We start from the raw sequence: 24,447 nt of genomic DNA, 5'->3' as shown, positions 1-24,447 counted from the left end.
TGGCGTCTGCTGCCCAGTGGTTGGGCAGAGCCACCCCGCTGGCGCTGGCGTCTGCTGCCCAGTGGTTGGGCAGAGCCACCCCGCTGGCGCTGGCGTCTGCCACCCCGGTGCCGCTGGAGCGTGCCGCCCAGTTGCCGGCCCGGTACACCTTCGAAGCGCGTCCAGCCGGCCGGAGGAGTCCGATGGCCTCGAGCGTGGGTCCGGAACGGTCCTGGCTGCGGGGCTGGCCCTGGTGGTCATGGCAGCCATGGCCGTCATGCTGTTGCTCGCCCAGTCAGCGGTGTTGGCCAGCAGGGCAGCTACGGCCGCGGACCTGGCAGCCCTGGCCGCGGCCGACGCCCTCCGCGGCATCACCACAGGGGAACCCTGCACCGTTGCGTCCGAGGTGTCGGCACGCCATGCCGCCACAGTGACCAGTTGCGTGAAGGGGGCCGGGCAGACTGTTGAGGTGCGGACCGAGCTCAATGAACGATCGCTTTTGGGCGCCGCCACCGGACATGCACGGGCCGGGCCGCCGCCATAGGGAGCCGTCTGCGGGACTCCGACGAGCGGCCTGTCTCTTCGGACCTCCCGGCACGGTCCTCCGGCCAGGCAGGTTCCATTCAGCCTTTGGCGTCCAGGACCTCACGGCTGGTTTCGGAGGCGTCTTTGAGGAGGACGTCCAGCAGGGTTACCGCCGCGGCCTTGTCCAACGGGTTGTTCTTGTTGCCGCACTTGGGCGACTGGACACAGGACGGGCAGCCGAACTCGCACTCGCAGGCCTTGATGGCGTCCCGCGTGGCCGCCAGCCACACCATGGCCTTGTCGTAGCCCCGTTCGGCGAACCCGGCGCCACCAGGGTGCCCGTCATACACAAAGATGGTGGGCACCCCGGTGTCGGCGTGCAGTGCTGTAGAAACCCCGCCGATGTCCCACCGGTCGCTGGAAGCCACCAGGGGGAGCAGCCCGATCGCCGCGTGTTCGGCAGCATGCAGGGCACCAGGGAACTGCGCCTCTATCAGCCCTGCTGCTGTCATGGACCGGTTTTCCACCACGAACCACACGGCTTTGGTGAACAGGTCCCGGGCGCCCAGCTCCAGCGGTTCCTCGCCCAGCACCTCATTGGAGACGAGTGCCTTGCGCTGGAAAGAGACAACCTGGGTGGTGACCTTCACGTCGCCGAAGTGTACCGTCACGTCACCCCACTGCATGGTTCTCTGGGTCTCCAGGACCTCTATCTGGGTCACGTCCCGGGCGGTCGTGTAATAGTCCGGGTTGGCCCGCCGCACCATGACGCAGTGGTCGTCTTCATTCAGGTCCTCCACCACATAGGTATCGCCTTGGTGGACATAGACGGCGCCGGTGTGCGCCTGGTAGTGGGTCTGCGGCGAATCCATGGTTCCCAGGAGCGAACCGGTCTCGGCGTCCACGATGCTCACAGGTCCGCCCCCGTCCGCCCGGAGGTTGACCATGGCGGCGGCACTTTGCGAATGGGTCCAGAACCAGCCGGCCGGCCGTCGCCGGAGGTAGCCCTGTGCCACCAGCCGGTCCAGGAGCATCTCCGCGGCATCGCCGAAGAGCTCGAGCTCCGCCGGTCCCAGCGGTAGTTCCGCCGCTGCGGCGCACAGATGCGGGCCCAGGACATAGGGATTGGAGGGGTCGAACACCGTTGCCTCCACCGAAACGTCGAAGATGGCTTCAGGGTGGTTCACCAGATACGTATCCAGGGGGTCATCGCTTGCCACGAAGGCGGCAATCGCATCCTGGCCCGCGCGGCCCGCCCTGCCAATCTGCTGGAACAGCGAGGCCCGCGTGCCTGGCCATCCGGCCACCAGGACCGCGTCGAGGCCGGAAATGTCGATCCCCAGTTCCAGGGCCGACGTACTCGAAACACCCAGCAGCTGGCCGGACCGCAGCGACTTCTCCACCGCCCGGCGTTCCTCCGGCAGGTAGCCGGAACGGTACGCTGCCACCCGTTGCGGGAGGCTCGGATCGACTTCGTCGAGGAGCCGTTTGGTGATAGCGGAGATCGTCTCTGCGCCGCGTCGTGACTTAATGAACACGATGGTGCGGACCTGCGCGGACACCAGGTTGGCCAGCAGGTCCGAGGTCTCCGCCACGGCGGTCCGCCGCTGCTTGGCGCCGTTCTCGCCACGGACGTCCGTCAGCGCCGGTTCCCAGAGGGCCACCGTCGTGGCACCGTGGGGCGAACAGTCGCGGGACACCGCCGTGACGGGGGCGCCAATGAGGCGCGCAAAGGAAACGTCAGGCTCCGACGCCGTGGCGGACGCGGCAATGAACACCGGCTCCGGGAACGATGACCCCGCCCCGTAGTAGGCGCAGATCCGGCGCAGCCGCCGCATGAGGTTGGCCACATGGGACCCGAACACGCCTCGGTAACTGTGGGCTTCATCCACGATGACGTAGCGCAGCCGGCGGAAGAACGACGCCCACCACGCGTGGTTGGGGAGGATGCCGAAGTGCAGCATGTCGGGGTTGGCCAGGATGAAGTTCGCGTGGTCCCGGATCCAGCGGCGGGCCGCGGGATCGGTATCCCCGTCGTAGGTCTCCGCACGGACTGTGGGCAGTTTCAAGGCGCGGATGGCGTTCAACTGGTCGGCGGCCAGGGCCTTGGTGGGGGAGAGGTACAGCGTCACGGCGCCGTCGTCATGGATCTTCCCGGGATCCGCCAGCACACGCAGCTCCGACCGGTGGATCGCATCCAGCGCCGGCAACTGGTACGCCAGCGATTTCCCCGACGCGGTTCCGGTGGCCACCACAACGTGCTTCCCCGCATGGGCTGCGTTGGCCGCCTCCACCTGGTGCCGGTACGGCTCCCGGATGCCGAGCGAGCCGTACGCCTCAACGAGGTCCGGGTGCACCCATTCAGGCCATGGTTCGTTGACCGCCGCGCGCGCTGGGATGGTGCGGACATGACGGAGCTGTTCCGGTTCTGGGCCGCGGCCCAGCAGGGGAATCAGGGAGTCATGGGGGGTCACCCCACCATTCTTTCACCCGGCACCAAGCCGGAGGGCCGCGGTTCGCCAAACGCACAACCGGGCGGTTGCACCCTTAGCTGAGCGAAAGATCCGCCCCATCCTGGGACGCCGAGAGCATCAGGACGCGGGCCACCGTGGTCCAGCCCAGGTGCGAGTACAGTTTCTGCCCGTCCGTGGACGCCAGCAGGAGTCCGGTGCGCACGTCGTGCCCGAAGGCCTGCGCCGCCAGGGCGCGCATGATGAAGCTGCCCAGGCCCCGGCGCTGGAATGCGGGCTCGGTAATGATCTTGTCGAACACCGCGGTGTCACCCACAACGAACATCCTGCCGCTGGCCGCCATGGCGTCCCCGGAGCGGACCTCGGCGTAGTGCACGCCGTCCTGCTCGAACGTGGACAGGCTCAGGTCGTCGTCGGAAAGCCACGGATCCTCGGCATCCTGGGTCTCCATGTCCACGATCATCATCGTCTGCGAGTCAGACGTGACGTTCAGCCCGTGCTTGGCCGCCAAACCAGTGAAACGGGCGGGATCGTGCGTGAGGATGGTCAGTACCCGCGCGGGCGCTTCGGCCGTCTTGGTGGCCAGGGCCGCGAATTCGTCGGGGGTAGGTTCGGAGGCAAAAACCTCCCACTCCCCGCTGGTATCAGCGCGGAGCACGGCAGGGAACCGGCCTTCTGTCGAGGTCCGGTAGCCGCGACATCCCGCCCAGCCGGCAACCCACACGTGAAAGAGGCCAGTGATGTCTTCAACCAGGGTTTCCTGACTCATGGCATGAAGACTATTCCAGCCGGAAGGCCAGCAACAGGGGGTGGCCAAGTGCTTATGCAATTGTGATACGCGCCCGCTCCCGGCCCGGCGGTACCCTTAAATACGTGGCTTTGAACCGAATTGTGCTTTTTTACGGCTTTACCCCCATCGCGGATCCGGACGCCGTGCGGCTGTGGCAGCGCGCCCTCTGCGAGAAACTCGGCCTGACCGGCCGCATCCTCATTTCCAAGGACGGAATCAACGCCACGGTGGGCGGGGAAATCGGCGCGGTCAAACAGTACGTCAAGACCACCCGCGAGTATCCAGGGTTCCGGGGCATCGACGTGAAATGGTCCGACGGCGGTGCAGAGGACTTTCCCAGGCTCAGCGTCAAGGTGCGGGAGGAGATCGTCTCGTTCGGCGCGCCCGGAGAACTCACCGTTGATGCCAATGGAGTGGTGGGCGGCGGGAAGCACCTCAAGCCCGAGGAGCTGCACGAACTGGTGGACGCCAGGAAGCAGCGCGGCGAGGACGTGGTGTTCTTCGACGGCCGGAACGCCTTCGAAGCCGAAATCGGCCGGTTCAAGGACGCTGTGGTCCCCGATGTCGCCACCACGCACGATTTCATCAAGGAACTCGACTCCGGCAAGTACGACGACCTCAAGGACAAGCCCGTGGTCACCTACTGCACCGGCGGCATCCGCTGCGAGGTGCTTTCCAGCCTGATGGTGAACCGCGGCTTCAAAGAGGTCTACCAGCTCGACGGCGGCATTGTCCGCTACGGCGAGGCGTTCAAGGACCAGGGACTCTGGGAGGGCTCGCTGTACGTCTTTGACAAGCGCATGCACCTGGAGTTCAGCGAGGACGCCAAGACCATCGGCCAGTGCGTCCGCTGCTCGGCGCCCACCAGCAAATTCGAGAACTGCTCCAACCCGAGCTGCCGCACCCTGACGCTCTACTGCGCCGAGTGCGCCGCCAGCCCGGAGACCCTCCGCTGCCCTGGGGGCTGCGCGGCGGCCTGAGCCTGCCGTCACAGCCTGCGCAGCCGGAACGCGTAGTTCGCTGCGCTGCCGGCTTCCAGCCGCACTGTCAGGGTGCTCTCGGTGGAGAGATAGAAGACGTTTTCGCGGTTGATGCCGCACCGAAGGCCAAGGTCCACCAGCGTCAGGGTCTCGGTGCTCACCGTGAACGTCACCCTGCGCTGGCTCCGGCAGGCCAGGGCCAGGGCGTAGGTGCCGGCCGCAAGGTCCGGCGAAGACACTGTCCGCACCTCGCCCGAACCCAACAACCCGGCGTCGGCCTGGACCTCGGGTCCCGCACTGTCCGGTAGTGCACGGGACACCCAATCAGCGATGGCGGCGCCACTGACGGGGTCCTGCTGCAGGGGATCGCGGGTGAAAGCCGGAACCGGGGCGGTGGTGGTGCTGGCCTGCACGGCGCCGGACCGGCCGTCGTCGTACGTGTATTCGCAGCCCGCCAAGGCACCTGCCGCAAGAACCAGCCCAAGGGCGACGGCGGCCGCCGGCCTCGGTGCCGTGGCCGCCCGTGCTGTCCTTTGGGGACGGAGCGCGGAGATCCTCCGCACGCTGGGCATAGTCCGACTGTATGCCCGCGACAGGCGGCGGGCCATAGCCGGAACCGCGTTATTGCGCCGGTGCCAGGCTGTAGGCGTAGAGCAGCGGGGCGTCCACGCTGGAGCTGCTGATTTGGACCCGCCCGCCGGCGGGCAGGTTGATCCTGGTGGTCTCGGCACGGCCGTTGCAGGCCGCACCGGCTTCGGTGACCGCCTTGCCGTCCAGCGTTACCGCGAAGAACGCCTTGCCGGTGCCTGCGCACACTGCCGTGAGCACGTAGCTCCCGGCAGGCACGGACGCCGCTTCCTGCACGAGGTGGTCCCGGTTGAGGATCTTTCCAGAATCCTGAAGCACCACGCCCGCCGGCGCCGTGGGGAGCGCCGTGGCCCGCCACTGCGGAACGTCCGCAGACTCCACCGAGCCTGCGGGCGAACACCCTGCGACGGCGAGGCCAAGGGCCGCGGCAACGAGGACCGCCGGCAGCGAACGGCGTACCCCGGTGGTGCGGGCGCGCGGAAGGAAGGACAGGCGGGAAGGCATGGTTCCACCGTACCCCGCAGCCCCGCCGGACTAAACTTGGGCGGTGCCTAGATCCCCATACGAGTTCACCGCCGGCAACACTCCCGATGCACCCCGCAGCGACCGGCCAGGGTTGCTGGCCGCGCTCGCCGCGGACCTGCGCGGGATCGACTACACGCTCGACGGCGTCGCCCGGCTCCTGGGGCCCACGGCTTCGGCTGCGCTCAACCGGGACCAGATCATTCCCGCGATGCTGGCAACCGGGCAGGCCGTGCAGCGCAGCGAAGCCGCGGCGCCCCTTGCCGCCGTCGTCCGGCTGTGGCTCCTGGCTGAGCCGCAGGAACAAGGAACGCTCGACGCCGCGCTGCCGGGCATTGGCGTGGAAGGGCTCCTGGAGTTGGGGCTGGTGCAGCCCGTCCCCGGCACGTCCCTCCTCACGGCCAAGGCCGACCTGCGCCCCTACGGCTGGGACGCCAACCCCGACGGCAGCGGCGGCGCCGAACTCTGGGTGGCCAGCGACCTCGCCGCCCACCAGCAGTCCGGGGTCCTGCGGCACGATCACGTCCTGGGCATCGGCCAGGCGTCCACCACTCTGGTGCAGACCACCATCCGCCGCCACACCGAACGCGCCCTGGACCTGGGCACCGGCTGCGGCATCCAGGCCTTCCACCTGCTGCACCACTGCCAGCATGTGACCGCCACCGACATCTCCGAACGCGCCCTGGCCTATGCCCGGTTCAACATCCTGCTCAACGCCGAAGCGCTCTCCGTGGACCCGGGACGCCTTGAGGACCGGGTCAGCCTGCGCCTGGGATCGCTCCTGGAACCGGTAGCGGGGGAGGAGTTCGGCCTGGTGGTGTCCAACCCGCCGTTCGTGATTACCCCGCGCACGGCCGGCGAGGATGCGGCGGACCAGTTCACCTACCGCGACGGCGGACTGCCGGGCGACGGAATCGTGGCCGCGCTGGTGGCGGACCTTCCCGGTGTCCTGGCGCCCGGCGGGTGGGCCCAGATGCTGGGCAACTGGGAAATCGCCGCCGGCAGCAGCTGGGACGAGCGGCCGAAGTCGTGGGTGCGGCAGGGCACGGACGCCTGGTTCATCCAGCGCGAGCAGGTCAGCCCGGAACAATATGCCGAAACCTGGCTGCAGGACGCCTCCGAATCCCGGGACCGGCACCATTACCGGGACGCCTACGCCGCCTACCTTGCGGATTTCGGGTCACGGAACGTCACGGGGATCGGCTTCGGCATGGTCTGGCTGCGGCGCCCCGCTGCGGACGGGCAGGAAACCATCAGCCGCTTCGAGGAAATCACCTACCCCATCGAACAGCCCATTGGGCCCCACCTGGGTGCCGCCGTCGAACGCAGCGACTGGCTGGCCGGGCACGACCTCGCCGGCACGCACCTGCTAGTGGCCGACGACGTCACGGAGGAGCGCCACCAGCGCCCCGGCGCCGAACACCCCGGCGTGATCCTGCTCCGGCAGGGTGCCGGCCTGCGCCGCACCAACCTGATGAGCACAGAGCTGGCCGGGTTTGTGTCCGCGTGCGACGGCGACCTGGCCGCCGGGCAGATCGCCGCCGCGTTGGAGGCCCTCCTGGGAGGGGAGGCCGGGACATTCCAGCGCTCGCTGCTTGCCGATGTGGCCAACCTGGTGCGGGACGGGTTCCTTATTCCGGCCGCGTTTCCGGCCGAACAGTAAGCCCCCTTATGCCCCCGTCTTTTCCACATGAATGCGCACGATTCCCCAAAATATGGTGAACTAGGCGAACATGGGCTCATCTGCCCCAGCAACCTTTTTCTGTAGGAGCACCGTGCCAAGCAAGGCCAAAACCGGCAAGAAACTCGTGATTGTGGAGTCTCCGGCCAAGAGCAAGACCATCGCCAAGTACCTCGGCGAGGGCTTCATCGTAGAGGCCTCCATCGGTCACATCCGCGACCTGCCGCAACCGTCCGAGCTCCCCGCCGAGCTGAAGAAGACATCGGTGGGCAAGTTCGCCGTCGATATCGACCACGACTTCAAGCCCTACTACGTGGTGTCCCCGGACAAGAAGAAAAAGGTGACTGAGCTCAAGGCCGCGCTCAAGGACGCCGACGAACTCTATCTCGCAACCGATGGGGACCGCGAAGGCGAAGCCATCGCGTGGCACCTGCTGGAAGTGCTCAAGCCCAAGGTCCCGGTCTACCGGATGACGTTCGGCGAAATCACCAAGGAAGCGATCCAGCGTGCCATGGGCAACCTGCGCGATGTGGACCAAGACCTGGTGGATGCGCAGGAAACCCGCCGTGTGCTGGACCGTCTCTATGGCTACGAAATTTCCCCGGTGCTGTGGCGCAAGGTGGCACGCGGCCTGTCCGCCGGCCGCGTGCAGTCCGTGGTCACCCGCATGGTGGTGGACCGCGAACGTGAACGCATGGCCTTCAAGGCTGCCTCTTACTGGGACCTGACCGGCCAGTTCGGCGCGGACTCCGGCTCGTTCAAGGCCAAGCTCGCCGCGGTTGACGGCGCCAAGGTGGCCAGTGGCCGCGACTTCAATGACAACGGCGAACTCACCGCCAAGAACGTGGCCCACCTCAATGAAGAGTTGGCAACGTCCCTGGCCGCCGGGCTCCAGAATGCGGACTTCCGGGTCCGCTCGGTGGACACCAAGCCGTACACCCGCCGCCCGGCCGCGCCGTTCACCACCTCCACGCTCCAGCAGGAGGCCGGCCGCAAGCTGCGCTTCTCCTCCAAGAGCACCATGCAGGTGGCCCAGCGGCTCTACGAAAACGGCTACATCACCTATATGCGTACGGACTCTTCGGCGCTCAGCGACGAAGCCGTCACCGCCGCGCGCCGGCAGGCCTCGGAGCTCTACGGACCGGAATACATTCCGCAGTCCCCGCGCGTGTACTCCAACAAGGCCGCCAACGCGCAGGAAGCGCACGAGGCCATCCGCCCCGCCGGAGACTCTTTCCGCACGCCGGCCCAGGTTGCCAAGCAGCTCTCCGGGGACGAGTTCCGCCTGTATGAACTCATTTGGAAGCGCACCGTGGCGTCCCAGATGGGCGACGCCAAAGGTTCGACGGCGACCATTCGCCTGGGTGCCGTCGCCACCGACGGGCGGGATGCAGAGTTCTCCGCTTCCGGCACCGTCATCACCTTCCCTGGCTTCCTGGCCGCCTACGAGGAAGGTAAAGATGAGACGCGAGGTGACGACGAGTCCGACGAAGCCCGCCGGCTCCCGAACGTGGCCAAGGACGATTCCCTCACCGCCTCGGAGATCCAGGCAGTAGGCCACGAAACCTCGCCGCCGCCGCGCTACACGGAAGCGTCCCTGACCGCCGAACTGGAAAAGAAGGGCATCGGCCGGCCGTCCACGTACGCGTCCACGATCTCCACCATCCAGGACCGCGGCTACGTCCGGAAGCAGGGCTCTGCCCTGGTGCCCAGCTGGATCGCGTTCTCGGTGATCCGGCTGCTGGAGCAGCACTTCAGCGACTACGTGGACTACGAATTCACGGCCGACATGGAAGGCGACCTGGACAAGATCGCCAACGGCCAGGAGGCGGGCGCATCCTGGCTCCGGCACTTCTACTTCGGCGAGGACTCCGACCCCGGGCTGTTGAGCATCGTCAACAACCTGGGCGAGATCGACGCCCGTGAGATCAACTCCATCCCCATCACCGACGACATCACCTTGCGGGTGGGCAAGTTCGGCCCGTACCTGGAAAGTTCGGCCGCCGTCGTTGATCCCAAGACAGGCGAGATCGTGGAGTCGGCCCGCGCCAATGTCCCCGAGGACCTGGCGCCGGACGAACTGACCGCGGCCAAAGCCATTGAGCTGATGGAGACGGCGGCACCGGAGGAACGCGTGCTCGGCGCCGATCCGCACACGGGACACACCGTCGTGGCCAAGAACGGCCGCTACGGCGCCTACGTCACCGAGATCATTCCGGAGATGACCGACGAAGAACTGGCCAAGCAGCCGGTGGAGTACTACAAGAACGGCAAGCCCAAGCCTGCCAAGAAGCCGGTCAAGGCCAAGCCGCGCACGGGTTCGCTGTTCAAGTCCATGACCGTGGAATCCGTCACCCTGGACGAGGCCCTGCAGCTAATGAGCCTGCCGCGCGCCCTGGGCGAGGACGCCGAGGGCAACCTCATCACGGTCCAGAACGGCCGGTTCGGTCCGTACTTGAAGAAGGGCACGGATTCCCGTTCGATCGGATCCGAAGAGGAAATCTTCACCATCACCCTGGAACAGGCGCTGGAGATCTACTCCCAGCCCAAGCAGCGCGGCGCCCGTGCCGCGGTGCCCCCGCTGGCCGAGTTTGGTCCGGACCCGGTGTCGGAGAAGAACATCGTGGTGAAGGAAGGCCGGTTCGGCCCGTACATCACGGACGGCATCACCAACATCACGGTTCCGCGTGCCACCTCCCTGGAGGAACTCACCCGGGAACAGGCCGTGGAATTGCTGGCCGAGAAACGCGCCAAGGGCCCCGTCAAGCGGACGGCCACCCGCAAGGCACCCGCGAAGAAGAAGGCAACGGCCAAGAAGTAGCGGCTGGCCGGCGCGTTTGCGCCGGCCACCGGATCGTGATCGGGTAGACGGTATGACTGAACAGCCCGCGCACACGGATCTCCAGCCGCTCAACGACCTCGAGGAGAAGCTCGCCACCGGCGGGCAGGAAGACGCCAATCCTGTGGACGTCATCCTGTCCTTCCTGAACAGCGAGGTCTACATCATCAGCTCGGACACGGTGGAGGGCGTGGATTCCCAGGTTGAGCCGCTGGTCCTTGCCAACGCCGACGGCCGCCCCGTCCTCGCCGTTTTCTCGCACCCCACCCGGGTGGACCAGCAGTACCTGGAAGCCGCACCCAACGTGCTGGGCACCCAGGGCGCGGCCATCATTGCCAACATCGGCGACGAACTGGGCATGGTGATCAACCCCGGTGCCGCCTATGGGTTCGAAATCGATCCGGAAGGCGTTGCGAACATCCGGCGCGACTTCAAGCGCGCCGACGAGGAATAATGTCTCCATGCGTCTAGGCGTCCTCGACATCGGGTCCAATACTGTCCACCTGCTCCTGGTGGACGCCCACCCCGGTGCGCAGCCGGTCCCGTTTGCGTCCCACAAGCGGCCCCTATCCTTGGTCCAATACCTCGAACCGGACGGCAGCATCAGTGACGAAGGCCAGCACGAGCTGATCGATTTCGTACTGGAAGCGTGGGAATTCGCCGCCCGGCACAAGGCCGAAGACCTGCTGGCGTTTTGTACCTCGGCTATCCGTGAGGCCACCAACGGCCCCGCCGTGCTGGCCCGGGTCAAGCACGAGACCACGGTGACGCTCCAGGAACTCACCGGGAGTGAAGAAGCCTCCATGACGTTCTTCGCGGTGCGGCGCTGGCACGGGTGGGGTGCCGGCCCCATCCTGAACCTGGACATCGGCGGCGGCTCCTTCGAAATGGCTTTCGGCCAGGATGAACTTCCGGAGGTGGCCACGTCCGTGCCGCTGGGTGCCAGCAGGCTCACGCGGGACTGGTTTCCTGAGGACCCGCCGTCGGCCAAAAGCGTCAAGGAACTCCGGCGCTACATCAGGGCCACCCTCAAACCTGCTGTGCGGGAATTTGACGGCCTGGGCCGGGCCAACGTGGTGGCGGGGACCTCCAAGACCTTCCGCTCCCTGGCACGGATCGCAGGGGCCGCGCCCAGCGCCGAAGGCCCGTACGTCAAGCGTGAACTGCATGCCTCCGACCTCGGCATCTGGACCCAGCGGATCTCGGCCATGAGCTCGGAGGACAGGCTGCATCTTCCCGGCGTCTCCGAAGCGCGGGCGCACCAGCTCCTCGCCGGCGCGCTGGTGGCCGAGGCTGCCCTGGAAATGTTCAAGTTCAAGAAGCTGCGCATCTGCCCCTGGGCCCTGCGTGAAGGCCTCATCCTGCGCCGCCTGGACCAGCTGGTCTTCGCCGGGCCGCTGGATCCGGCGCCCCACGTGGTGGCCGCGTCATACCCGGTCGAAGCTGCCATCTAGGAACCATGCCGCCAGCCGGGAAACAACAGTTCCGCCGTGCCAGGCAGTGCCTCGGGTTGCGCGGCGCTTAAAAGCGGAAGCACCGGGGCCGGCAATCAGGAAAATGGGGGAAAACCTGTTGCCGAACCACCGGTGCCCTGGCAGGCATCCCCATGCCTGCCGCATCACTCGCACCCTCAATGAGGTAATAACTACGTTAGGAGCCCAAGTTGTGCGCTGCCTGCGCTGAACATGGGAGTTGCCTGTGAATGCGTGCGAACTGCAATGATGGAGGCATGAGCAACCGAATTGCATTCCTTGGCTGTGGATCCATGAACGAGGCCATTCTTGGCGGGCTGCTGGAGGCCGGCACGGACCCGGGTGATGTGGTGGCCACCGTCCGCCGTGCGGAGCGCGCCTCGGAACTCGCGGAGCGGTACCCCGGTATTACCGCGATCGCCGGCGAGGAAGAACCGGACAACAACAAACAGGCCACCAAGGGATCCGCCGTCGTCATCCTTGGCGTCAAGCCGGTGGGAATCTCGGACCTGGCCCGGGAAATCAGCCCGGCCCTTTCGCCGGAAACTGTGGTGGTCAGCGTCGCCGCGGCAGTGTCCATCGCCCAGCTGGAAGCCGCGCTCCCCGCCGGCCAGCCGGTCATCCGGACCATGCCCAACACACCGGCCAAGCTGGGCCGCGGCGTCGTGTCCGTCTCGCCCGGCAGCCACTGCACGGCCGAGCAGCTTGGGAAGGTCAAGGACATCCTGCAAGGTGCCGGGACCGTTGTGGAAGTGCCGGAGGAGCAGGTGGATGCACTGTCAGCCATCAGTGGCTCGGGCCCGGCTTACGCTTTCTACCTGGCGGAGGCCATGGCCTCCGCGGGGGAGGAGCTGGGACTGGACCGCGAGCTGTCCCTGCTCCTGGCACGCGAAACGGTGGCCGGGGCAGGCTTCATGCTCGCCGAACCAGGGGCGGACCCTTCCGCGCTGCGCAAAGCGGTCACCAGCCCCAACGGCACCACGGAGCGGGCCATCGCCACGTTCGACGAACAGGGCATCCCGGCCATCATCGCCGCCGGCGCCAAGGCGGCAGCCGACCGGGCAGCGGAGATCACCAAGCAACTCGGCTAGGGCCGGGCGGCAAACCGTTCCAGCAGGTCCACGTGCCCGGAGACTATGAGCATGTCCCGCGAGGACACCTTGGTCTCGGGCCGGGCGTAGGTGAAGTCCTCGCCCGGGGACTTCACGCCCACGATGGTCACGCCGTACTTGGACCGGACCTTCGACTCGTCCAGCGTGAACCCCACGGTCTCGCGCGGAGGGTACATCTTCACAATGGCGAAGTCGTCGTCGAACTCGATGAAGTCCAGCATCCGGCCCGACACCAGGTGCGCCGCGCGGACGCCCGCGTCGGCCTCCGGGTAGATGACGTGGTTGGCCCCGATCCGCGTCAGGATCTTGCCGTGTGAGGGGGTAATGGCCTTGACCCAAAGGTGTTCGATGCCCAGGTCCACCAGGTTGACGGTGATCAGCACGGAGGACTCGATGGACGTACCCACGCCCACCACGGCGGAACTGAACTCCTGCGCGCCGAGCTGGCGCAGGGCGTCGATGTTGGTGGCGTCAGCCTCCACCACGTGGGTCAGGAGCGGCGCCCACTTCTGCACCAGGTTCCGGTCGCGTTCAATCGCGAGCACTTCCCGGCCCTGTTTGACCAGCTGCTCTGCGGTGGATGATCCGAAGCGGCCCAGCCCGATCACCAGCACCGGGGCATTGTGGGCAGGGCGCCGGGGGGCGTCTGTGGAACTAGCCAATGATGGGCCTCTCTTCGGGGTAGTGGTACAACTGGCTGCGCTGGCGCAGGGCCAGGGCGGCTGCGAGGGTAACGGTTCCCACGCGGCCCGCGAACATCAGGGCCGTGAGGACGTAGACACCGGCAGGGGGCATCTCGGCGCTGAGGTTGGTGCTCAGGCCCACCGTGGCGAACGCGGAAATGGTTTCAAACAGCACCCGGTCCAGTGACTGGCCACTGATGTGGAGCAGCAGGAAAGCGGACACGGACACCAGGGTGGCGCCTGCGACGATCACGGAGATGGCCACGCGCATGCTTCCTTGCGGGATGGTCCTGCCGTAGACCTTGACATCCGCGTCACCGCGGGCCTCGGCGACGATGGCCAGGAACATCACGGCGATGGTGGTGACCTTGATGCCGCCCGCCGTGGACGCGGAGCCGCCGCCGGCGAACATCAGGGCGTCCGTCAGCAGCATGGTGGTCGAATCCATCTGGTTCTGATCCACCAGGTTGAACCCGCCGGACCGCGTCATCACGGAGGCGAACAGCGCGTGGGTGATCTTGTCGCCCACGCCCATGGTGCCGATGGTCCGGACGTTGTCCCACTCCATGAGCGCCCACAGGAACGCCCCGGCCACCAGGAGGATCAGCGATACCTGGATGGTGAGCTTGGTGTGCAGGTTCCACTTTTTCCAGTTCAGGCCGTTCTGCTGGAGGACCATCACCACGGGGAAGCCAAGGCTGCCCAGGAACACCCCCACCATCAGGGGGATGAGGATCCACAGGTCCGTCTCGTAGGGCACGATGCCGTCCGAGTGCGGGGTGAAACCGGCGTTGTTGAACGAGGAAATGGCATAGAAGATGCCGTGCCACACCGACTGCCAGAAGGGCTCCCCGAGGGTCAGGAACCGGGGAACGAGGGCCAGGGCCAGGACGCCCTCGATGACCACGGAGGTGGTGATGACGATCCGGAGCAGGGTGCCCACCTCACCGAGGCGGCCGGCGTTGTTCATGGATTCCGCCGCAATGATCTTCCCGCGGACTCCCAGCCGCTTGCTCACCATCAGTGCCAGCAGCGAGGCCAGCGTCAGGGTGCCCAAGCCGCCGATGAAGATGCCCACCAGGATCACCAGCTGGCCGAAAAAGGACCAGTGCACCGCCGTGGACACCACCGTCAGTCCCGTCACGCACACGGCCGAGACTGCGGTGAACAGGGCCTCGTGGATGGGGGTGGCGGTTCCGTCGGCCGAAGCCACGGGCAGGGAGAGCAGGAATGTGAAAACCACGCAGACGGAGGCGAACGCAGTCAGGGCAAGCCGGGCGGGGGAGGTGTTGGCGATGTCGTCGATGAAGTCGCGAAGCCGCGTGAAGATCCAGAGGCCCTCCCGCTCCTGCGCTGGGGGGTGCCAGCTGGCCGGGGTCCGGGGCCTTGACTGGCTCTGCGTCATGTGTGGCTTTTCCTCGGTCGAAACTGCTTCCCCCAGTAGTAAACCACTAAAGCCAGGCTTCATGGCCTGGCGGGGACTCCGGCGGGCTCGGGTAGCCTGTGATTGATGACATATCTGCCCGGTCTAAGCCAGCCCGCGCCGCCGACGATGGTGGCGTGGAGCCCCGACATGACTGCCTACAATTTTGGCCCGGGCCACCCCATGGCGCCGGAACGGATGGACCTGACGGCCCGCCTGTCGCGCAGCCTGGGCCTCTTCGACCTGGACCACGTGGACGTCCAGGCGCCTGAGACGGCATCCGACGCGGAACTGGAAGCGGTGCATTCGACGGATTATGTCGCCGCGGTGCGCCGCGTCAGCGCCGACCCCTCCCGGCCGGACGAATCACGCGGGCTGGGAACCGAGGATGACCCGGCCTTCGCGAGAATGCATGAGGCAGCGGCGCGGCTGGCCGGCGGCTCCCTGATGGCGGCCCAGGGTGTGCTGGAGGGCTGGGCCGTGCATGCGGTCAACTTCGGCGGCGGCATGCACCACGCCTCCCGGGACCGGGCCAGCGGATTCTGTATCTACAACGACGCCGCCCTGGCCGTGCAACGGCTCCTTGACGGCGGCGTCGGAAAAGTGGCTTACATCGACGTCGACGCCCACCACGGCGACGGCACGCAGAACATCTTCTGGGACGACCCCCGGGTCCTGACGCTCTCGCTGCACGAAACGGGCCTGACCCTCTTCCCCGGAACCGGCTTCGCCAATGAGATCGGCGGCCCCGCGGCCGAGGGAACGGCCGTGAACGTGGCGCTGCCCGCCGGCACCGGCGACGCCGGCTGGCTGCGGGCGTTCTACGCCATCGTGCCGCAATTGGTGGGCGCGTTCGAACCGGAAGTGATTGTGAGCCAGCACGGCTGCGATTCGCACCGCAGCGACCCCCTCACGCACCTCAACCTCAGCGTCGACGGGCAGCGCGAGGCCGCGAACGCGGTCGCAAACCTGGCAGAACGGTTCTGCGGCGGCCGCTGGATCGCCACCGGGGGCGGAGGCTACAACGTCCTGGACGTGGTGCCGCGGGCGTGGAGCCACCTGGTGGCGATCGCCGCCGGAAGGCCCGTGCCGCTGCGTACCCCCGTGCCCGAGGACTGGCGGCAGTACGTGGCGGAGAAATTCGGGACCGTGGCCCCCGCGCTGATGGGGGATGACGTGGAGTTGTGGTGGCGCTCCTGGGAAGTGGGCTTCGACCCCAATGACGCCGTAGACCGCACCGTCATGGCTACCCGCAAGGCGGTGTTCCCGCTGCACGGGCTGGACCCCTGGTTCGACTAGCAGGCCGGGCCGCCGGACCGGGACGAGGGGCCACCGAAATAGTTGATGCCTTTCGGCGTATATGTCGCTAGGGTGGGAGGCATGGTGACAGACGACGTATTTGCCGTCATAGCGGAATCCACCCGGCGGGACATCCTGGTGGCCCTCAGGACGGGGGATAAAGCCGTGGGGGAGCTGGTGGAGGAGCTGGACGCCAGCCAGCCCACCATTTCCAAGCACCTGAAAGTCCTGCGGGAGGCGCAACTGGTCAGCATGCGTGCGCAGGGCCAAAAGCGCTACTACGCCTTGAACCGGGGTCCGCTGGAAGGAATCGCCAGCTGGCTGGAGACGTTCGACGTCGGCCCGGCCGCCAAGGCTGCCGCGTCCCCTGCCGGCGCATCACCAAAGAACGGCCCGGCCGGCAGCGCATCAGCCAACGGTGGGTCAGCGACGAAAGGCCGGTCCGCGTCGGGCACCGCCGCACCTGGCCTGCCGGAAGCACCTGCCGCCGTTGAACCCGGCCTCGTGCCGCAGGGCCAGGAAGAAGCCGCGGCGGCTGTCCTGGTGCGGGAAGGGGCCGAGCTGAGCCCCGCCGTCGTCATTCCCGGTGGAACCGCCGCCCCGCTGAGCGATGACAGTGTTCCCCAGCAGATCGGACGCAGTGTTGGCCGCGCGGCCACCAAAGCGGCGGACCTGCTGGCAAACCTCCCCAACCTGCCCAAGTTCGGCCGGAAGAAATAGGTTGGCGGAGGTGGTGGGAGCGGAGCCCCGCCGCGGCTAGCCGTGGACGGCGCTCCGCGACGCCTTGGCCGGGCCAGTGCTCGCCCGGACTTCGAGCCGGGGCTGGAAGCGGGTGCCGGGCACCTCGTTCCCTTCCTTGCGGATCAATGCCCGCAGCTGGTGCCAGGCCTGCTCGCCCAGTTCGGTGATAGGGACGGCCGCGGTGGTGAGTGCCGGCGTCGTGTACCTGGCGAACGGAATGTCGTCGAACCCGGTGACGGAGATGTCGCCCGGCACGTCCAGCCCGCGTTCGTGCAGTCCGCTCATCAACCCCATGGCCACGAGGTCGTTGAAGGCGAGGATGCCGGTGGCGCCGCTCGCCAGGACCGCATCCACTGCCTCATGCCCGGTGTCGAAGTCCGAACCGCCCTCGAGCATGGTCACCTCTACCTGCGGGTGGGCATCCTTGAAGGCCTCCAGGCCCTTGAGCCGCATTTCGTTGGAGGCGCTCCGGGGAGGCCCGGCCAGGAAGGCCAGGCGGGTGTGCCCCAGTTCCACCAGGTGCCCGGCAATGTCCTGGACCCCGTGGCCATAGTCCACCACCAGGCTGGGGACGTCCGGTGCGTCAGTGGTGCGGTTGATCAGTACCAGCGGGTGGAGCGACGGTGCGATTTCCGTCAGTTCGGCATCCGACATTCGTGGGGCGCAGAGGACCAGGCCGTCGCAGCGGCGGCGCGCCTCGCCGGCCAGGATGGATTCCTCGCTGGAGACCTCGAACGAGTCCGCGATCAGCACCCGGTAGCCATCCTGTGCCGCGGCCCGGCTCAGGCCTCGAAGGATGGCCTGGAACGTGGGGTTCGCCAGGTCCGGCACCACGATGCCGATCGTGTCCGTCTTTCCCAGCGCCAGGCTGCGGCCCACCGGGTTGGGCTGGTACTTCAGTTCAGCGGCGGCGGCGCGGACCCTGGCGGCGATGTCCGGGTCCACGGTGAAGTTCCCGTTCATGACACGCGAAACCGTGGCGTGTGAGACTCCTGCCTTCACGGCGACATCCGCGATGCCGATCCGGCCGCTTGCCGATTTCCTGGCCATGGGGAACCCTTCCTTCGTGCCACCCGGGCTGACGCTGCCGGGAGCGGCAGGCGCCCGGCTCTCAAGCCCCCGGGTGGCAGGTGCTTTGAGAGACAGCATATACGGGAGCTGGAAAACGATTTCTACCCTTTTCCCGACAGTTTTCCGCGGCGAACGCCCGGGGCGATCTCCGCTCGACCAGAAAACGCTTTCCAGCCGTACCTGAAGTGGTTGACGGATGGGTGGGCGGGTTGATACAACTTCTATAGCGAACTGAGAAAACGCTTTCTCAGGCAAGTGCAGCAGAGTGCCACCGCCGAACCGCAGCGGCCGTCCCGGCGGCCGGGCAAATGAGATTTCGAAAGGGACCCCACATGGTCAACACAGCCGAGACGACGTCGGCCGCAGCTGCTCCCCACACGGCTGCCGGCAGCTCCACCCACGACGGCCGCAAGGCGCGCCTTGCGCTGGTCGGCACCGGAGGGCGTTCCGAAATGTACATCCGCGCCGTGTTTGGCAAGCACGCCGACACCGCGGAACTGGTGGCGTTCGCGGACGTGAACCCCGGTCGCGTGGAGTTCTACCAGAACCTCATCCAGGAACTCGGCGCCCCCGGCCCCATTGCCTCGTTTGATCCCGCGGACCTGACCGCCTTCATCCAGGCCAACAACATCGACCGCGTTGTAGTGACCACGCCCGACTACACCCACGCGGACTACATCGTCGAAGCCCTCCGGGCCGGCGCCGATGTTGTGGTGGAGAAACCCCTCACCATCGATGCCGAGGGCTGCCGCCGCATCACCAAGGCGGTCCAGGAAACCGGCCGGAACGTCGTGGTGACGTTCAACTACCGCTACTCGCCCCGGAACAGCGCCCTCAAGGAAATCATCCAGAGCGGCGTGATCGGCAAGGTCACCTCGATCGACTTCAGCTGGGTCCTGGACACCGTGCACGGCGCGGACTACTTCCGCCGCTGGCACCGGGAGAAGAAGAACTCCGGCGGCCTCCTCATCCACAAGGCGTCCCACCACTTCGACCTCGTCAACTGGTGGATCAACGACGTTCCGGAGCGCGTCTTCGCCTCCGGCGGCCTGAAATTCTATGGCGACAAGAACGCCGCCGAACGCGGGCTCGGCCCCCGTCCCGAGCGCGGAACGCCCGATGCCGGTGCCCCCGCCGGCGAAAAGGACCCGTTCGCGCTTGACCTGCGCGAGGACGAGCGGCTCAAGGCGCTCTTCCTGGACAACGAACACTACGACGGCTACCGCCGCGACCAGGACGTCTTCACCAGCGGCATCACCATCGAGGACAACCTGGCACTGGTGGTTGAATACCAGGGCGGCCCGCGGCTGAGCTACTCGCTGAACGCCCACAGCCCCTGGGAAGGCTACCGGGTGGCGGTCAACGGCACCGAGGGCCGCGCTGAGCTCGAGGTGGTGGAACGCGCCGCCGTGCTGCACAGCACTGACCGGAAGACTGTCGTGGACCCCAGCGCAACCCCTGTGGAAGAAGAGGACGCCGTCCGCCGCAACGGCGAACGGCTGGTGGTCCAGCGCCACTGGGAGGCCGCGTACGAGGTGCCGATCATCAACGGCGAAGGCGGCCACGGCGGGGGCGACGAACTGCTGCTCTCGGACCTCTTCGACGGACCCGGCGAGGATCCCCTTGGCCGCCCCTCCGGCTACCTCGACGGGCTGCGTTCAGTATCCGTGGGGATTGCCGGCAACCAGTCGCTCGAAACCTCGCTGCCCATCCGCGTGGCGGACCTGGACCTCGGCGTCGACCTCCGCCGCGGCAAGTAAGGAAGAACCATGAGCAGGATATTCGTCACCGGCGGCTCCGGCCGCCTGGGCCGCAGCGTCGTGGCGGGGCTGGCCCAAGCCGGCCACGAGGTGGTCTCCGTGGACCGTGACGCCGTGCCCGCTGACCAACTGCCGCCCGGCGTCGTGCAGGAGACCGCGGACCTGCTGGCGCCGGGGGAGGCGCTGCGACTCCTCCGGGAGGCACGGCCCGACGCCGTCATCCATCTTGCGGCGATCGCTGTCCCGTTCAGCGCGCCGGAGGACGTCATCTTCGGCACCAACACCCGGCTCGCCTTCACCGTGATCAGCGCGGCGACGGAACTGGGCGTGCCCAGGATCATCACCGCCAGCAGCCCCACCGTGCTCGGCTATGGCTCGCCCGCGGGCTGGCTGCCGCCGTCGTTCCCGCTCGACGAGCGGACGCCGCCCAAGCCGTGGAACGCCTACGCGCTGTCCAAGCTCATCGCCGAACAGACCGTGCAGATGTTCGCCGCCGCCCAGGGGGAGCGGATCCGGTACGCGGCGTTCCGCCCGTGCTTTGTGATCTCTCCGGAGGAGTGGGAGGGGGCGCCCACGCAACAGGGCCACACCCTGGCTGAGCGGCTGGCCGATCCCGCCCTTTCCGCACCGGCCCTGTTCAACTACGTTGATGCCCGCGACGTCGCGGACTTCCTTGACCTGCTGCTCCGGAAAATGACGGACATTCCCAACGGGGAAACCTTCTTCGTCGGAGCCTCGGACGCCTTGGCAACCGCGCCGCTGGCGGAGCTCATGCCCAGGTTCCTGCCGGGCAGCGACGACATCAGCGCAGGCCTGACCGGGACCAGCCCGGCCTTCTCGATCGCCAAGGCCCAGGAGCTCCTGGGCTGGCAGCCCCGGCGCAGCTGGCGCACCGAACTCACGTCCCGCCACACCCTCAACGACGAGGCTTCCGCGCTGGTCACTGCCGGCGGCGGAAGCAAGGAGACACCATGAAATTCGACGGCGTACTGTTCTTCCCCGTCACCCCGTTCACGGCCGAAGGAGCCGTTGACGTGGAACTGCTCAAGGAACACATCGGTTCCCGCCTGCCCTTTGGTCCCGGCGGCGTGTTCCCTGCCTGCGGCACCGGTGAATTCCATGCCCTCAGCATCGACGAGGTCCGCACCGTCGTGGCGGCCGCCGTCGAGATCGTCGCCGGGAAGGTCCCTGTGGTGGCCGGGGCGGGCGGACCGCTGGGCCACGCCCTGGCCGCCGCCCGGGTTGCAGAGGAAGCCGGCGCCGACGCCCTCCTGGTGCTGCCGCCGTACCTGGTGACCGGACCCACCGACGGATTGGTGGCCTACATCGAGGCCGTGGCGAACGCCAGCAGCCTGCCGGTGATCGTCTATCACCGCGGCAACGCAAAGTTCACGGCGGCGTCCATGGCCAAGCTGGCCGCAAACCCCAAGGTCATCGGCTTCAAGGACGGCCTGGGCGACGTTGGCCTGGCCCAGGAGATCGTGTCCGCCGTCAAGGCCGCCGGCCGGGAGGACTTCGCGTTCTTCAACGGCCTGCTCACCGCCGAGTTGACGCAGGGCGCCTACCGCGGCCTGGGGATCCCGCTGTATTCGTCGGCCGCGTTCGCGATGGCGCCGGAGATCGCCAAGGCGTACTACGACGCCTACGTTTCCGGAGACGAGGACCGCCGCAACGCCCTGCTGGAGGGCTTCTACGCTCCACTGGTCCGCCTGCGCGACCAGACGCCCGGGTTCGGCGTCTCCCTGATCAAGGCCGGCCTGCGCCTGGGCGGCCTTCCGGTGGGCCAGGTCCGGCCGCCGCTGGTGGACCCCACCGAGGAACAGTTGGTGGAACTCAAGGCCATCCTCGCCCGGGGCTACGAGCTGGCCGGCCGCTGATGGGTGCCCTCGCGGCCGCGACAGTCAGAACAGTTCCGCGCATCACGGGACTGTCCACGCGGCTCATCACGGTGCCGCTCCGCCGGAGCTGGGGAGATGACGCCCCGGAGAACCACGTCATCGCCACGGAGGTCTCCACGGACGACGGCGGCACGGGCTTTGGTTTCTCCTGGACGCCCACCATCGGTCCCCAGGCAGTCAAGGCGCTGCTTGATCACGACATCGCCCCTTTTGTCACCGGGCTGCCCGCCACTCCCGAGGGGGTGTGGGACGTGCTCTGGAAGCGGCTGCACGAGGCCGGCGGCGGGGGATTGACCACCATTGCCATGGCCGGAGCGGACCTCGCGCTCTGGGACCTGCAGGCACGCCGCGCGCAGACCTCGGTTACCGGGCTGCTCGGCCAGCGGCAGGACTCCGCCGAAGTCTACGGCTCCGGCGTGAACCTGCACTACACCTTGGAGGAGCTGGTGGCACAGGCCGAACGCTGGGTTGCCGCCGGCCACCAGGCCATCAAGATCAAGGTGGGAAAGCCGGACCTGCGCGAGGACGCAGAGCGGGTGGCCGCCGTGCGGTCCGTGCTGGGCCCGGGCCGGCGGCTCATGATCGACGCCAACCAGCGGTGGGATCTGCCCACCACCTTCAGGGCACTGGACGTCCTGGCCGAATTCGGCCTCGAATGGCTGGAGGAACCCATCCGGGCGGATGATCTCTGGGCCTACCGCCGGCTGCGCAAACATTCCCCGGTGCCCATTGCCCTGGGCGAAAACCTGCACACCATCTACCGTTTCCGCGATTTCATTGAAGCGGAGGCGGTGGACATCATCCAGCCCAACATCATCCGGGTAGGCGGCATCACCCCGTTCCGGCGGATCGTGGAGCTGGCACGGACCAACAGCATCAAGGTGATGCCGCACCTGCTGCCGGAACTCTCCGGCCAGCTGGCATTGACCTTGGCCGAACCCACCATGGTGGAAGACGTCGAGGAGGCCTCGTTCGAGCAGCTGGGCATCCTCGACGGGCCATCGCCGGTGCGGTTCAGCAACAGCCGGGTGGCCGCGGCGGACCAGCTCGGCCTGGGATTCCGCTTCCGGGACGCACCGTAACCACGTATGCACATCCACAGAACGGGTATTTGACGTGACAACTGCAACCCTTTCCCTGTCCGGGCTCACCGCTGCCGCCACGGAGGCGGCCAGGACCGCTGCCGCGGCTACCGATGCCGAGCGCGCCGCCTGGCTCCATGCGGTGGCGGACGCCCTGGACGCCAACGCCGCCGAACTGGTGGAAATCGGCGAAGCCGAGACCAGCCTGGGGGTTCCCCGGCTGACAGGAGAGGTGGCCCGCACCACCGGCCAGCTCCGCCTCTTCGCCGCCGTCATCACCGAGGGCTCCTACCTCGAAGCCGTCATCGACCATGCGGACCCTGCCGCCACGCCGCCCAAACCCGACCTGCGCCGCATCCTGCGGCCCATCGGGCCGGTGGCGGTCTTCTCGGCGTCGAACTTCCCGTTCGCCTTCTCCGTGGCCGGCGGTGACACGGCCTCAGCGCTCGCGGTCGGCTGCTCGGTGATCGTCAAGGCCCACTCAGGGCACCTGCGGCTGTCTGAGCGGACCGCAGAAATCGTTGCTGACGCGCTGCGCGGGGCCGGTGCCCCGGAAGGCCTGTTCGCGCTGGTCAGTGGCCGCGAGGTGGGAACGGCGCTGGTCCAGGACCCCGCCATCAAGGCCGTTGGCTTCACCGGCTCCATCCCCGGCGGCCGGGCCCTGTTCGACCTCGCCACTTCGCGGCCGGATCCCATCCCGTTCTACGGAGAGCTGGGCAGCCTCAACCCCGTGGTCATCACGGCGGCAGCACTCCAGGCCCGGGCAGCGGAACTGGCCGCCGGCCTGGCCGGATCGTTCACGATGGGTGCAGGCCAGTTCTGCACCAAGCCAGGCCTGGTGTTCATCCCGGCCGGAACCTCCTTCGCGCACCAGGTAGCTGAGGCCAGCAAGGACAAGCCCACGGCCCGCATGCTGACCAGCCGCATCGCCGAAGCCTACCCGGAAGGGCTGCGCAGCTTCGCCGCCGTAGAGGGCGTGGAAGTGGCGGGCGGCAGCATCGACCAGGACGCCGCTGCCAACGGGGCGGCTCCGGTGGTGTTCGCCACCACCGCTGCCAAAGTCCTGGAGCGGCCGGAGCAGCTGCTTGAAGAGTGCTTCGGGCCAACCACCATCCTCATCGAATACACGGACCAGCAGGAACTCTCGGCGGTCCTGGCCGAGGTTCCCGGCAGCCTGACCGCCACTGTGCACGCCGGACCTGGTGAGGACATCGGCGCGCTCGTGGAGCAGCTCTCCGGCTTGGCAGGCCGCGTCCTGTTCGATGGCTGGCCCACGGGCGTCGCCGTGAACTGGGCCCAGCAGCACGGCGGCCCGTACCCGGCCACCACGTCGCTGTTCACCTCGGTGGGGGCCACGGCGGTCCGTCGCTTCCAGCGCCCCGTGGCCTACCAGGACGCCCCGGAAAGCGTCCTGCACCCCGCACTGCGCGAGGCCAACCCGCTGGGGATTCCGCGCCGGGTCGATGGGGAACTGAAGCTGCCGTAAACGGTCGAAAAGAAATCCCCCGCAGCCATTCGGCTCCGGGGGATT

The 24,447-nt window shown here is 67.5% G+C and carries 21 protein-coding genes; 14 read left to right on the top strand and 7 right to left on the bottom strand.

Translation table 11 applies throughout. The features are described from left to right. The first annotated feature begins 16 nt into the window (after positions 1–16). On the top strand, positions 17–523 hold the full coding sequence (locus tag QRN53_RS18030) for an Rv3654c family TadE-like protein (protein WP_350224187.1): 507 nt from the start codon (positions 17–19) through the stop codon (positions 521–523). 79 nt (positions 524–602) lie between these two features. On the opposite strand, the gene QRN53_RS18025 is transcribed toward QRN53_RS18030, so the two are convergent. Further along, positions 603–2,978 carry a DEAD/DEAH box helicase gene (locus QRN53_RS18025; protein ID WP_285245180.1) on the bottom strand — a complete coding sequence of 792 codons (2,376 nt, stop codon included), beginning with the start codon at positions 2,976–2,978 and terminating at the stop codon, positions 603–605. A gap of 73 nt (positions 2,979–3,051) precedes the next feature. After that, the gene (locus tag QRN53_RS18020) at positions 3,052–3,744 is read right to left on the bottom strand and encodes a GNAT family N-acetyltransferase (RefSeq protein ID WP_285245179.1); all 693 of its coding nucleotides are present in this window, start codon (positions 3,742–3,744) and stop codon (positions 3,052–3,054) included. A 104-nt stretch (positions 3,745–3,848) separates the two neighbouring features. Here QRN53_RS18020 and trhO point away from each other — a divergent pair, with 104 nt between their 5' ends. Further along, a complete protein-coding gene (trhO, locus tag QRN53_RS18015; RefSeq protein ID WP_285245178.1) occupies positions 3,849–4,745 on the top strand; it encodes an oxygen-dependent tRNA uridine(34) hydroxylase TrhO in 897 nt (298 codons plus the stop codon). Positions 4,746–4,753: 8 nt separating this feature from the next. On the opposite strand, the gene QRN53_RS18010 is transcribed toward trhO, so the two are convergent. Continuing rightward, entirely contained in the window at positions 4,754–5,317 is a 564-nt protein-coding gene (locus QRN53_RS18010) for a DUF6023 family protein (protein WP_285245177.1), read from the bottom strand. 49 nt (positions 5,318–5,366) lie between these two features. Further along, complete coding sequence (locus QRN53_RS18005) at positions 5,367–5,837, bottom strand: DUF6023 family protein (RefSeq protein WP_285245176.1); 471 nt, start codon at positions 5,835–5,837, stop codon at positions 5,367–5,369. A 43-nt stretch (positions 5,838–5,880) separates the two neighbouring features. Here QRN53_RS18005 and QRN53_RS18000 point away from each other — a divergent pair, with 43 nt between their 5' ends. The 5 genes from QRN53_RS18000 (at position 5,881) to proC (ending at position 12,938) form a co-directional block, all read left to right on the top strand. Continuing rightward, positions 5,881–7,518: a DUF7059 domain-containing protein gene (locus QRN53_RS18000; RefSeq protein ID WP_285245175.1), complete on the top strand. Its 1,638-nt coding sequence runs from the start codon at positions 5,881–5,883 to the stop codon at positions 7,516–7,518. 112 nt (positions 7,519–7,630) lie between these two features. Next, positions 7,631–10,357 (top strand): type I DNA topoisomerase, encoded by a 2,727-nt coding sequence (gene topA, locus QRN53_RS17995; RefSeq protein ID WP_285245174.1) that lies wholly within the window; start codon positions 7,631–7,633, stop codon positions 10,355–10,357. A gap of 52 nt (positions 10,358–10,409) precedes the next feature. Continuing rightward, a complete protein-coding gene (locus QRN53_RS17990; protein WP_285245173.1) occupies positions 10,410–10,829 on the top strand; it encodes an SseB family protein in 420 nt (139 codons plus the stop codon). Positions 10,830–10,836: 7 nt separating this feature from the next. Beyond that, positions 10,837–11,829 carry a Ppx/GppA phosphatase family protein gene (locus QRN53_RS17985; protein ID WP_285245172.1) on the top strand — a complete coding sequence of 331 codons (993 nt, stop codon included), beginning with the start codon at positions 10,837–10,839 and terminating at the stop codon, positions 11,827–11,829. A gap of 275 nt (positions 11,830–12,104) precedes the next feature. Continuing rightward, a complete protein-coding gene (gene proC, locus QRN53_RS17980; RefSeq protein WP_285245171.1) occupies positions 12,105–12,938 on the top strand; it encodes a pyrroline-5-carboxylate reductase in 834 nt (277 codons plus the stop codon). Here the strand turns inward: proC and QRN53_RS17975 are convergent. Further along, a complete protein-coding gene (locus tag QRN53_RS17975) occupies positions 12,935–13,573 on the bottom strand; it encodes a potassium channel family protein (RefSeq protein ID WP_018761823.1) in 639 nt (212 codons plus the stop codon). The genes proC and QRN53_RS17975 overlap by 4 nt on opposite strands. A gap of 40 nt (positions 13,574–13,613) precedes the next feature. Then, positions 13,614–15,047: a TrkH family potassium uptake protein gene (locus tag QRN53_RS17970; RefSeq protein ID WP_285245170.1), complete on the bottom strand. Its 1,434-nt coding sequence runs from the start codon at positions 15,045–15,047 to the stop codon at positions 13,614–13,616. Positions 15,048–15,152: 105 nt separating this feature from the next. Here QRN53_RS17970 and QRN53_RS17965 point away from each other — a divergent pair, with 105 nt between their 5' ends. Together QRN53_RS17965 and QRN53_RS17960 are read left to right on the top strand one after the other, a co-directional pair. Then, positions 15,153–16,364, top strand: a complete 1,212-nt coding sequence (locus QRN53_RS17965; RefSeq protein WP_285245169.1) for an acetoin utilization protein AcuC — start codon at positions 15,153–15,155, stop codon at positions 16,362–16,364. Positions 16,365–16,445: 81 nt separating this feature from the next. After that, positions 16,446–17,084 (top strand): ArsR/SmtB family transcription factor, encoded by a 639-nt coding sequence (locus tag QRN53_RS17960; RefSeq protein WP_285245168.1) that lies wholly within the window; start codon positions 16,446–16,448, stop codon positions 17,082–17,084. A 36-nt stretch (positions 17,085–17,120) separates the two neighbouring features. Here QRN53_RS17960 and QRN53_RS17955 read toward each other — a convergent pair whose 3' ends face one another. After that, positions 17,121–18,155, bottom strand: coding sequence for a LacI family DNA-binding transcriptional regulator (locus tag QRN53_RS17955; protein WP_285245167.1), 1,035 nt, complete (start codon positions 18,153–18,155; stop codon positions 17,121–17,123). 353 nt (positions 18,156–18,508) lie between these two features. Between QRN53_RS17955 and QRN53_RS17950 the strand changes: the two genes are divergently transcribed. From QRN53_RS17950 to QRN53_RS17930, 5 genes are read left to right on the top strand one after another with little or no spacing between them, the layout of a single operon-like run. Continuing rightward, entirely contained in the window at positions 18,509–19,936 is a 1,428-nt protein-coding gene (locus QRN53_RS17950) for a Gfo/Idh/MocA family protein (protein ID WP_285245166.1), read from the top strand. A 9-nt stretch (positions 19,937–19,945) separates the two neighbouring features. Beyond that, entirely contained in the window at positions 19,946–20,911 is a 966-nt protein-coding gene (locus tag QRN53_RS17945; protein ID WP_285245165.1) for an NAD-dependent epimerase/dehydratase family protein, read from the top strand. Next, positions 20,908–21,813 (top strand): 5-dehydro-4-deoxyglucarate dehydratase, encoded by a 906-nt coding sequence (locus tag QRN53_RS17940; protein ID WP_285245164.1) that lies wholly within the window; start codon positions 20,908–20,910, stop codon positions 21,811–21,813. The genes QRN53_RS17945 and QRN53_RS17940 overlap by 4 nt, the downstream gene beginning before the upstream one ends. Continuing rightward, complete coding sequence (locus QRN53_RS17935; protein ID WP_285245163.1) at positions 21,813–22,916, top strand: mandelate racemase/muconate lactonizing enzyme family protein; 1,104 nt, start codon at positions 21,813–21,815, stop codon at positions 22,914–22,916. Before QRN53_RS17940 ends, QRN53_RS17935 begins: the two co-directional genes overlap by 1 nt. 34 nt (positions 22,917–22,950) lie before the next feature. Then, a complete protein-coding gene (locus QRN53_RS17930; protein WP_285245162.1) occupies positions 22,951–24,402 on the top strand; it encodes an aldehyde dehydrogenase (NADP(+)) in 1,452 nt (483 codons plus the stop codon). Positions 24,403–24,447: the final 45 nt, after the last annotated feature.

The organism is Pseudarthrobacter sp. fls2-241-R2A-127, assembly GCF_030209355.1.
Lineage (GTDB): Bacteria > Actinomycetota > Actinomycetes > Actinomycetales > Micrococcaceae > Arthrobacter.
The sequence above is the reverse complement of the archived record's forward strand: the minus strand, read 5'-3'. Positions and strand labels throughout refer to the sequence as shown.